Source organism: Pelorhabdus rhamnosifermentans, from assembly GCF_018835585.1.
In the GTDB taxonomy this organism is placed as follows: Bacteria; Bacillota; Negativicutes; order UMGS1260; family UMGS1260; genus Pelorhabdus; species Pelorhabdus rhamnosifermentans.
On sequence record NZ_JAHGVE010000051.1, the window covers coordinates 1 to 10,174 of the forward strand.

Here is a 10,174-nt window from a genome sequence, read left to right on the forward strand (position 1 = left end):
GCCTGTCATTCCGCCTTTGCTAAAACCGAATAGAACTCTTTTGGCACGACTAGTTCAACTTCTTATTGCAATTTAGGAAATATATAAATATATAAAAAGAGAGTTACAGAAAACAACTTTAAAATCTCACTATCTCACCCTTTGCTGGAAATAAAAAATGCTCCCTCGCTGGAGATACGAGAGAGCAAACGGAGAAAATTTTGGAGACGTTGTATCCAGCCAATAAGTGACCGGATCAGCTTGCTTATAACAATATCATATGAATATGACAAAATTATGACAAAGACCCCCAACCGGAATAAACCGATTGGAAGCCTTGCAATGTTTTATTTATTCGCCGAACCAATTAAGTAACCGATTACACCAGCTGCAATTTCATTCATCGTATTGTCATGACGTTCTCTTTCTCTCTCTTGACGTTCATGCCATTCCCGTTCACTTTCATGATCATGGCGCCGCATTTCTCGTTCGTGCCGTTCATTTTCTCGGCGTTCCCTTTCATGCCTTTCCTCATCATGATGGTGTCTATCATCTAATTGTACAATTCGTTGTGGACCATCATTATGTAATGGTGAAGCTTCTATTACAGTTGCACCCAAGCCTACTTGCATCATACCTACCATTGAATAAATCATAATTTTCTTCATTATATTTTTCATAAGATATTCCACCTTTATTATGTCTCTATATTTTATTAGTCTCTAAGTAATTTTTGCTGAGCATTTTATTTGGCCTTTTCAATTTGTACCTCCTTATCTAAACAATACCATGAGAATATGACAAAATTATGACTAATTAATCATTTTCTTTTTATATCTGATTAAAAGCTATTTCTTATAAATACACATCCAAAACAAAATAAGGCCCATCCCCAGCAATAAGCTGAGAATGCGCTTCAAACCCCGACCTGCGAAATCATCAGATTACAACATTAGTGAAGGAAGCTAGTTGGGGACACTTATTGTATTGGATTCACAAATGAAACTATCCAATTGCCGTTAGCTAACTGTTCTACGGTAACATTGTAATTATTACCGTTATGAACTACGTTTATAATAGACTCGGAGCCGCTTTGACTTATCAAGGTAAATGCGTCGTTAATTACGTCAAATCCTAGGTCATCAGCTACTGCCATAACTATCTCTACTGCATTTGTATTGTTGTAATAAATCTGAATTTTATTCAGGCTATCATTGTACCATTTAATACGCTGGGCCAATGTTTCTCCACGGTCAGCCCACCTTTCATGTTCATACCGTGAATGGTCATACCCATCCCTATGGTGCCGTTGATCTCTTCGGTCACGATCAGCATGCTGATCAGCCTTATCTTTATCACGTTGATCTGGAGTAACCACTGTATTATTTTCGGAATCTCTGTTTCCCGAAGTATCTGTGGCAGAAACATCAGTTTCGTCAATCAATTTTTTAGCATCTTTATCAATTAGTGTCGTTTGTCCAGTTGTTACAGTTGGAGAAGCGGTTGGATTCTCAGCAGCCGATGCTTTTGTAAAGTGGAGACCATGCATTGATGTTCCTGCCATAATGGCTGCACCTGCTAGGGCAGCAGCATAATGCTTGTACTTACGCCGCCGCGTCAGACGTTTTGCTAATTTCTTTTCCATATAATTCCCTCCTCTTCTAATTTTCTATTTTTAGTTTTTCATACTTTTACTCTCACAACTCCAGGTAATTTAAAACATTATTTGATTCAAAAGTAGAAATTTATAGAAATTTCGTCAAAAAAATAACCTCTGCAAGCATTTATGCCTACAGAGAATTATTATGAATACTAACTATCAGCATTCATAATAATTTTTTCTAATGATATTTATTTGCTAATGGCACCATCATTTTTAGTCATAATCTAGTAAAATCAAAAAGCCCATCCTCATGCTAAAAAAAATGATCCTAATATTCGCTTCAAAAAAATTCATCTATTCAAAAACATTACCGTTAAATCCGCTCAATTTAACAAACAAGCTCGGTATATCACTCATTTTTCATTGGCATATTTATTCGGTAACAACTGAGTAACTGCGTCGTAAACCTGTTCAGGCGTTATTTCCAGCATACATCTTTTATCAGCGCAAAAACCTTTGTAACAGAACTTGCAGTTTTGTGCTGCTAAAGCAATATGCTGGCTGCCAATAGGTGCGTGTTTAGCTGGGTCGGTTGGCCCAAATATTGACACAGTTGCCGTTCCTATCGCTTCAGCAATATACAGCGGACCGGTATCACCACCTATAAACAAAGCCGCTTGTTCAATCACTGTGGCCAGTTCTTTCAGTGTCGTTTGACCAGCGAGGTCAAACGCTGATTTTCCCATTTTATCTTTGATTTCTTTTACTAAAGACTGATCATTAGGCGCACCAAGTATTACAATAGGTAGTTGCAAACGGCTAATAATCAGATCTCCAACATGGGCATAAAAATCAGCTGGCCAACATTTCGACTGCCAACTAGTAGCCGGATTAAGTACAATATATTGTTTGGAAGTCAGGCTATTTTGAGTAAGGAAATTGTTCGCAAACTCACGATCACTAGAAGAAAGCGGCATCTGCATACGCAAGTTAGTAGTATCAATGCCAAGAAATTGCAGTAAGCCTACATATCGATATTTAACGTGTATATCTCGCTCGTAATTGGGTTGAATTTTAATATTGGCAAAAAGCGGGCTAAATTCGCCGGTATCGGTATAACATACGCGCCACAAAGCACCACTTAACCACGCCACCAGTGCGCTGCGAAACAGTCCTTGTAAATCAATCGCTAAATCATAGTTTCGCTGCCGCAAATGTTTAAAGATAGTCGCTATGCGTTGAAAAAACAAACAGTAATCCCACGTCTTCTTAAGTTCTTCAACCCATTCTTTGCGCTTCCAAACAATTACTTCATCTAAATTAGAGTTACCAATAATAACATCCTTGGACTTAGTTTCAACAATCCAGTCGATGATCGCATTAGGATAACGCTTGCGTAATTTATCAGCAACTGGCGAAGATTGTATCACGTCGCCAATTGAACTTAACTTGATTACTAGGATACGATGAATTTTATCAGTGTTGAAACTATTACTTGGCAAAGTGCATCCCCCCCGCGACTATTGTTTAATATGCACTGCCGTCACAGTTTCTTATGCATTTTTAACATAATATGTTGGTCCTCTAAATAAAAAAGGCCCATCCCCCCATGATCTGACCCCAAAAAGTTAGACAAAAATTGATATTAAGCAACTAACAAGGATTGAATCCTGTATTGTACAGGACTCAGTCCTTTTAGTTTGCTCTTAATCCGTTTGTTGTTATAGTAATCAATATATTTTTCTAGTTCAATCCTAAATTCGTCCATAGAGCTAAACTCCCTCAGATAAAGCAGTTCTGATTTTAATAAGCCAAAGAAGTTTTCCATTATGGAATTATCTAAACAGTTCCCTTTTCTGGACATACTTTGCCGTATTCCCTTTTTCTTTAGGCGAAAATGGTACTGCTTATGTTGATAATCGACTAAAGAAAAGGGATTTCTCCCTTTTCCTCGTCTAAGAACCGTACGTGAGAGTTTCCCGCTCATACGGCTCAAGCATTTCTTCACCATTTCTGGCGGCAAACAGTGATTTTAATTTCATCTTTCTTTTCATAAAATACTCTTCGTGTATGAAGGGATTTTTAGAAATCTGTAATTTAGGGTGCCGGATGATTTCTATCCTTCTTAGATTTATAAGGCTATATTCATCCGACATGAACAGCCATCTCTTACCATTCTTTTCATGCCAGTATTTATTCAATCTCCACCATCTATTTTTATTGGGATGGCGGTGCTTTGCCCATTGTTGCAGTAATAGATACAGGGTGTTGTTGGTATAGGAAAAGGCTTGACTTGCTACTACGTGTCTGTGATAGTTTGACCAACCTCTGATGATTTGATTTAATCTGCGGATTAAATCAAATTGACTGATTGCTTTTCCTTCTTTCAGAATGATGGTAGCACATTTTCTGACCAGAGTTTTTATTGAGTTTTTCGATGGTTTGACAATCAATTTCCCCTTAAACTTTCGAAATGTCCAACCAAGAAAGTCGAAACCTTTATCTATATGCGTAATCGTCGTTTTCTCTTCGGATAGAGTTAGACCGCGGATTTTAAGAAATTGACTAACAATGTCTTTGATTTCTTCCGCTATTTCTTTTGTGTTTGCGGTAATGATAAAGTCATCCGCATATCTCACTAGATTTACTTTGGTCTTTGCCCGATAGTGATTTTCTATTTTGCCCTTTGAGTTTCGATGATATTTGTCTTGGATTAGTTTTTCAAGACCATCCAGTGTCATGTTTGCATATAGGCTTGAGATGGCTCCGCCCTGTGGTGAACCTGTGTTTGCGGGAAATAAGTTGCCTTCATAGATGAACCCTGATTTTAGAAATTGCTTCATGATTCTTTTGTCCATGGGAATATTTTCTTGTAACCAGTCATGGTTAATGTTATCAAAACAGCCTTTGATATCTCCTTCTAATATCCATGTTGGAGAGCAGTTTCTTGCCAGCACACAAAATATCTGTTCACAGGCATCTTTAGCACTTCTTCCTTTACGAAACCCAAAGGAGATGTGGTCTCCTGTAGTTTCCGCTATTGGTTCGAGTGCTAGTGCATATAATGTCTGCATAGCCCTATCGTACATGGTGGGAATTCCAAGCGGCCTTTTCTTATTTTTACCCTTCTTTTCGATGAAGACTCGTCTGAGTGGTTTTGCTCTGTAACTTTTGTCTGTAAGTGCAAAACCTGCTAAGAAAAATCAAGTCTTTTCTCGCAGGTTTTATAAAAAATTGGTATTATGTTTTTCTGTATAACAAATAGACCGATCTAATACCTAAATCGATCTTGCAAAAAATGGTATATTATTATCTGCTAAATTCGATACACCTCCATTACCCGAGCATAATAAATTCTAAGAAATTTGTTTAGTGCTGCAATTTTTGCAACTTTCTTAGGTTTCCCCTCATCTTCTTTTTTCAGCATATATTGATAAACTGCCGCATCATTAACAGGCTTGCTCGTTTTTAAGCATTTCATTACCTCATACCCAGTCTTTCTTAATAAAGACGAACCTCGTTTTGATATTCTCCGTTTGCTTCCTACGAAATTTCCTGATTCGTAAGGTGGAGAATCAAGCCCTGCGTAGGCTATTAATGCGCTACCACTGTGAAATCTTTTAACATCTCCAATTTCGGCGATCAGGCGAGGAGCAAGCACATCTCCTACACCTGACATAGAATGAACTACATCGTATTCCTCCAGGTTACTTGCTATCATCTGCATTTGTGCTAAAATTGTTTGCAGAGTCTGGTTGACTTCACCCAGAACTCTAACAGATTCCAGTACTAACATTTTGGTCGATGCGGCACTGGAAGATAAAGTGGGGATACCAGCTTTAGCCATCGCATAAATTGCTTTTGCCTTGGCTTCACTTGCATGGTAGCCCTTCTTTTTTGCCCACTGGCAATAACTGCTAACAAACCTGTCCTCACTCTTCTTAGTGATATTGTCATAATGCCAATATTCTTTTATAAAGTCAGCCAGTTTGTCCTTAATTGGATTATCTGATCTTTTCCCTTGAAGTAGCTTTTTTATGCCGGGCATCGTTCGGTCAATTATATGCGCAAGAGCAATTTTGCTCTCTATTTTAATTCTGACATAATGCGAATATTGTCTTCCAAGAATTTTTAGTTCTTCGTAAGCAGCATCTAATGGCTGATAATCCTTCAAATGAAACCAATTATCGATTCCGTAATTAGCAATCCTGGCCGAATCCAATTTGTCTGTCTTTCCTTTTCGTAAAGCCGTGGAGGCATACTTTTTCATTACCAGTGGATTAATAACGCTCACAAAAATACCCGCCTGTTTTAAACTACTTAATACAGGAAGATGATATGCTCCTGTGGCCTCCATAACAACTCTAGTTTCACTTTCTAAGGAATGAATGCGTTTAATCAGTTCCCTTAATGAATCTTTAGTGTGCGTAATTTCATATGGGGATGCAACTACTTCTCCATATGGTCGTAAAATACAGACCATGCTCTTTTCTTTTGAAATGTCAATTCCCACACTAATCATTCCGAACCTCCTGAATAGAATTTTGTAATGATACCCATCTACACTTATTGCCATTCATTTTGGTTCGTTACGCGAAAGCCAATATGGTTTCAACCTGCTTAATCGAATGCTTACAATAAGGGATGGCTGACAGTTTATATGCCGGATGTAATAATCCAAAAAACGCCACGTCAGACCAATTACTCCCTCATTGTAAAAAAATAAGTGCAAATGCTCAACATCAATCTCTCAATGTCTAACAATTACACTTTTATCGTACCAAAAAACCCCTTTCAGACTTGTTTTTGTCTAATAAAAGGGGTTCACTTCACATCATATATTCCACAGCCAGACATATGACCATCAATATATACAACTGTACTATTTGAATTTGATGGATCATCAGAAAAATAAATTACTCCACCTTCACTATTAGAGTTAACGTATAAGAAAAAATCTACAGTAAAATCACTTGATATATTGAATGGTGCGCATATATAAGATGTGCCCTCCGGGATTATAGTAGATGCTCGTATTGTCAAGAGTGTTATGGTTTTTATAATCGACATGTATTAATCTATCTTTTATATTTAAAATTTCTCGCTGCATATATAAACTTGTATTTTTCCCATCAATAGTTTTATAAGCTCTTTTTGCATAATAACTTTTCATTTTAGGATCATATCTTGCGTACCATTTATATTGCTTGAGCCATTCGTAATCTTCGTCATCTACTAAAGCCACTGTCCTTGTGTTAGTTGTATTTCTTTCATTCAACACGTCTCCTTGTGCTATGGCTTTATATAAAAAAAGCATAGAAAAAGGCGGTTGAGAAACCGTCTTTAAATTTTAATGCCTTTTAATTTCGTTTGAACTTTCCATGCTCTCTATGACATATCCCAACGTCTGCCTTCATCAGCTCGCGATAGTTCTCTTTACGTCTTCGCTTTCGAAACGTCACACACAACCGATTGACGCAATAGACATGCCCAGCAGTGCAATCCATGTCTATGTTGTATTCACAAGGTTCGTTGCAATGCAGGTTGACCATGGCTATCACCTCATTTTAGACATAAAAAAATACCGTCAAGAATTGGACGGCTTAAAAATAATACGTGTTATAATACATATTTTTATCGACACGTGTTTTAATACGTGCTATAATTATAACTGTAAGGAGGGAAGAACTAATGTGAAAAGTTACTCATCAAGACAAATATTACAAATGCTGTTTGATGATGGTTGGTACATAGTTCGAACACGCGGCGATCATCATCAACTAAAGCATCCTACTAAAAAAGGACTCACAACCGTGCAACATCCCAAGAAAGACCTTGATCCTAAAGTCGTACATAGCATATTAAAACAAGCAGGGCTTCAATAGCCCCGCAAAGGAGGTTTGTATGTTAGATAAATATATATTTCCTGCAATCTTTGAAGCAGGAGACGAACACGGATATTGCATCACTTTCCCTGACCTGCCTGGTATTGTAACCAGTGGCGAAACAATTGAAGAATCCCTTGCAATGGCTAAAGAAGCCCTAGAATTACATCTCTACGGTATGGAAGAAGATGAAGACGCCATTCCCGAACCAACTCCGCCAAACAAAATAGCAGTTCCTGAAGGTGGCTTTGTAAATCTCATTGAGGTCTGGATGCCACCTGTTCGTGATGAAATGGCTAATCGAGCTGTAAAAAAGACTTTAACTATTCCTCAATGGCTTAATGACCTCGCTGAACGTCGCAAAGTCAATTATTCTCACTTACTGCAAGAATCATTAAAACATCATCTTGGCGTTCATAAACCGCCTTATCTGAAGAAATAGATTAAGCAGCCTTAACTGGCTGCTATTTTTTTATAATAAAAGCGCCCCGAAGGACGCTTGAGTATTGTTTATTAAAAATCACGAAAATTATTAAGTTTGCCAAGTTCTGTTAGCCTTTTCCTTGATTCTTCTAATGTTTTTCCAAGAGTCGTCATGCTTTTACTTGCTATATCTAGTAATACAAAATCACCTTTAGAAATAATTATTTGTTCTTTCATGTCGATGCTCCACCAAATTTGAATAAAGCTAACTGCCATGTCAAACATCTCCCTCTTACCATTTTCATACATTATTCAATAAAAGAAAAAAGTTCCCTGCTATTTAATAGTAAATAAAAGCGCCCCTGAGGACGCTTATTACATTGATGTTATTTATGTTTTAAACTAAATTTTACTCTTTTCGCATATAACATTCTCGCCAAGTAGTGTAATAGTTGCGCTATTTACCAATGCAAAAAACGGACCTGATTTAGCTCCACCGTCTACTATAACAGCCCCTTTAATAAGGCCACTCTCTTGTAATTCTTGAATAGCTACAGCAAATGTTTTCATTGGCATTAAGAACTTTCCAGGATGTATATTGGACATATCAGGATTTTTCTTTTGTTGTCCCTCATACATCGCTACCAAAATGTTAAAACCTAAATCGCTTAGTATCATTGCTTTCGCACTTCCTCTTTACCATTTTCTAACATTCTTCGGTAAAAGGAAATGTTTTCCTTCATAACAGACATAAAATTAAGCGCCCATAGGACGCTCCGGTAAAATCGCTATCGTCTTATATGCTTGGGTGTGTGATAACTTTTTTTAGTTTTCCGCCAGTTTTCAAACCAAATTAATGTTTTTGCGATTCCCAACATAGTGGCAATTAAAGAAACAACATCTTGTAAGAATTCAAAATCAAACCCCCATACTTGTACACCTCCTGTAGGTGTTTTGGTAATTTGATTTTTTCCCCTGAGATTGCTTCAATATTTGCTGCCAATAATCACCTAAAACACTATATTAATTCTTTATTTGTCAAAAATCTCCTTCTTAATATTTACAATAAAATTAAGCCGCCCAAATGGACGGCTATCAAAATGGTCAGTGCCGTAGTGGTCACTACCATGTCCTCAATAAATATTCCGACGATTATTACTATTGAGAGTTATTTGATTTACTTGACTGATATTTTTTCCAAGTGTCCGTAATGAAATTAATGACAATAGCAACAGCAGGTCTGCAAAAGTAACCGACGCAGACTCCTATTACAAAATTAATCATGGTTTTCCCCCTCATCATCATAAATCTAATATAATATATGCTCTTAACTGTCCTAATGTTATGTAATCTCGACATAATAATTAAAGCCGCCTATCCAAAGATAGGCGGTTGTTTGATATTTATAAATTTTACTAATATCATTTTATCACATTCGTTTTATCACGTCACTGTCATCTTTTTCGCATGGACGATAGCCCGTCAATGCCGAAAATTAAAGAGGTTAGCTTTTCAATAATTTCACGACTGTCACGATAATAAGTATCAATCAGTTCTTTAATTAATGGGCCCTGCACCATCACATCAAAACATTCTTTGAGTGATTCGCCTGAAAGCCGCTTTGGCGTAGCACTTAAACCCAGAATGATCGTTCCTTGCTCGCTGTAGTAATCAGCTACCTCTTTCCATGTATGGCTCACAAGGTGCTGACACTCATCAACTACCAAAATTTTAGGTATCGGTACTTTGCTTATTCTGTTTCTAAGGGTTAATATGCTGGCGACTTGCATCGTCTGCCTTAAATTCATTTTTTCGCCAGTTTAACATTCACACTCGTTTGATACAAGCTCAGCTAGGGCATAAAGACGCACGTGCTACAAGAAGATATACCCATGCTACAGAGCAAGGCCAGCATGATGCCGCTGAAAAGATAGGTCAGTTTTTGACAGCAATAAATCCGGGTTGCTGTCAGGTTGCTGTCAAAACGCCTAAAAGGCAAAAAAAACTCCCAGGTGAAAAGCCCCGGAAACCTTGATTTTACTGCGTTTTTTATGGTGGGGTTAAAGGAACTCGAATCCCCGACCTCATCGATGTCAACGATGCGCTCTAACCAGCTGAGCTATAACCCCATGTAAAATTTATTTTGATTCAGTGCTTGCTACTCACAAGGCACTTTTATATTATATCTGATTGTCCTCTCCTTGGCAAGTACTTTCATCATCTTTTTGTGTTTAACTTGTGATAATGTCACTATGTAGACTATCGTGAGAAAATGTCACTATGA

At 37.4% G+C, this 10,174-nt stretch carries 11 protein-coding genes, 1 tRNA gene and 1 pseudogene; 2 read left to right on the forward strand and 11 right to left on the reverse strand.

Annotation, left to right across the window (positions count from 1 at the left end; all coding sequences use genetic code 11):
- Nucleotides 1-326: 326 nt before the first annotated feature.
- The 7 genes and pseudogenes from Ga0466249_RS25295 to Ga0466249_RS25325 all read right to left on the reverse strand — a co-directional run bounded on the left by Ga0466249_RS25295 (nt 327) and on the right by Ga0466249_RS25325 (nt 6,860).
- Nucleotides 327-659, reverse strand: a complete 333-nt coding sequence (locus tag Ga0466249_RS25295) for a hypothetical protein (RefSeq protein ID WP_215832277.1) — start codon at nt 657-659, stop codon at nt 327-329.
- 299 nt (nt 660-958) lie between these two features.
- Nucleotides 959-1,624, reverse strand: coding sequence for a hypothetical protein (locus tag Ga0466249_RS25300; protein WP_215832278.1), 666 nt, complete (start codon nt 1,622-1,624; stop codon nt 959-961).
- Between the two features lie 371 nt (nt 1,625-1,995).
- Nucleotides 1,996-3,084 (reverse strand): glycosyltransferase family 9 protein, encoded by a 1,089-nt coding sequence (locus Ga0466249_RS25305; protein ID WP_215832279.1) that lies wholly within the window; start codon nt 3,082-3,084, stop codon nt 1,996-1,998.
- Nucleotides 3,085-3,227: 143 nt separating this feature from the next.
- Nucleotides 3,228-3,500 (reverse strand): annotated as a pseudogene (locus Ga0466249_RS25310) (IS3 family transposase); the annotation flags it as partial.
- A 37-nt stretch (nt 3,501-3,537) separates the two neighbouring features.
- On the reverse strand, nt 3,538-4,719 hold the full coding sequence (locus tag Ga0466249_RS25315; protein WP_215832287.1) for a reverse transcriptase domain-containing protein: 1,182 nt from the start codon (nt 4,717-4,719) through the stop codon (nt 3,538-3,540).
- A gap of 179 nt (nt 4,720-4,898) precedes the next feature.
- Nucleotides 4,899-6,104 carry an IS110 family RNA-guided transposase gene (locus Ga0466249_RS25320; protein ID WP_215832280.1) on the reverse strand — a complete coding sequence of 402 codons (1,206 nt, stop codon included), beginning with the start codon at nt 6,102-6,104 and terminating at the stop codon, nt 4,899-4,901.
- A gap of 447 nt (nt 6,105-6,551) precedes the next feature.
- Nucleotides 6,552-6,860: a hypothetical protein gene (locus tag Ga0466249_RS25325; protein WP_215832281.1), complete on the reverse strand. Its 309-nt coding sequence runs from the start codon at nt 6,858-6,860 to the stop codon at nt 6,552-6,554.
- 415 nt (nt 6,861-7,275) lie between these two features.
- Between Ga0466249_RS25325 and Ga0466249_RS27635 the strand changes: the two genes are divergently transcribed.
- Together Ga0466249_RS27635 and Ga0466249_RS25335 are read left to right on the forward strand one after the other, a co-directional pair.
- Nucleotides 7,276-7,467, forward strand: a complete 192-nt coding sequence (locus Ga0466249_RS27635; protein ID WP_215832282.1) for a type II toxin-antitoxin system HicA family toxin — start codon at nt 7,276-7,278, stop codon at nt 7,465-7,467.
- 19 nt (nt 7,468-7,486) lie between these two features.
- On the forward strand, nt 7,487-7,909 hold the full coding sequence (locus tag Ga0466249_RS25335; protein WP_215832283.1) for a type II toxin-antitoxin system HicB family antitoxin: 423 nt from the start codon (nt 7,487-7,489) through the stop codon (nt 7,907-7,909).
- A gap of 71 nt (nt 7,910-7,980) precedes the next feature.
- Here Ga0466249_RS25335 and Ga0466249_RS25340 read toward each other — a convergent pair whose 3' ends face one another.
- The 4 genes from Ga0466249_RS25340 to Ga0466249_RS25355 form a co-directional block, all read right to left on the reverse strand.
- Nucleotides 7,981-8,166 (reverse strand): hypothetical protein, encoded by a 186-nt coding sequence (locus Ga0466249_RS25340; RefSeq protein ID WP_215832284.1) that lies wholly within the window; start codon nt 8,164-8,166, stop codon nt 7,981-7,983.
- Nucleotides 8,167-8,292: 126 nt separating this feature from the next.
- Nucleotides 8,293-8,568 (reverse strand): YjcQ family protein, encoded by a 276-nt coding sequence (locus Ga0466249_RS25345; RefSeq protein ID WP_215832285.1) that lies wholly within the window; start codon nt 8,566-8,568, stop codon nt 8,293-8,295.
- A gap of 776 nt (nt 8,569-9,344) precedes the next feature.
- Nucleotides 9,345-9,698 (reverse strand): DEAD/DEAH box helicase family protein, encoded by a 354-nt coding sequence (locus Ga0466249_RS25350; RefSeq protein ID WP_215832286.1) that lies wholly within the window; start codon nt 9,696-9,698, stop codon nt 9,345-9,347.
- A gap of 244 nt (nt 9,699-9,942) precedes the next feature.
- A tRNA-Val gene (locus Ga0466249_RS25355) sits at nt 9,943-10,019 on the reverse strand.
- Between the last annotated feature and the right edge of the window lie 155 nt (nt 10,020-10,174).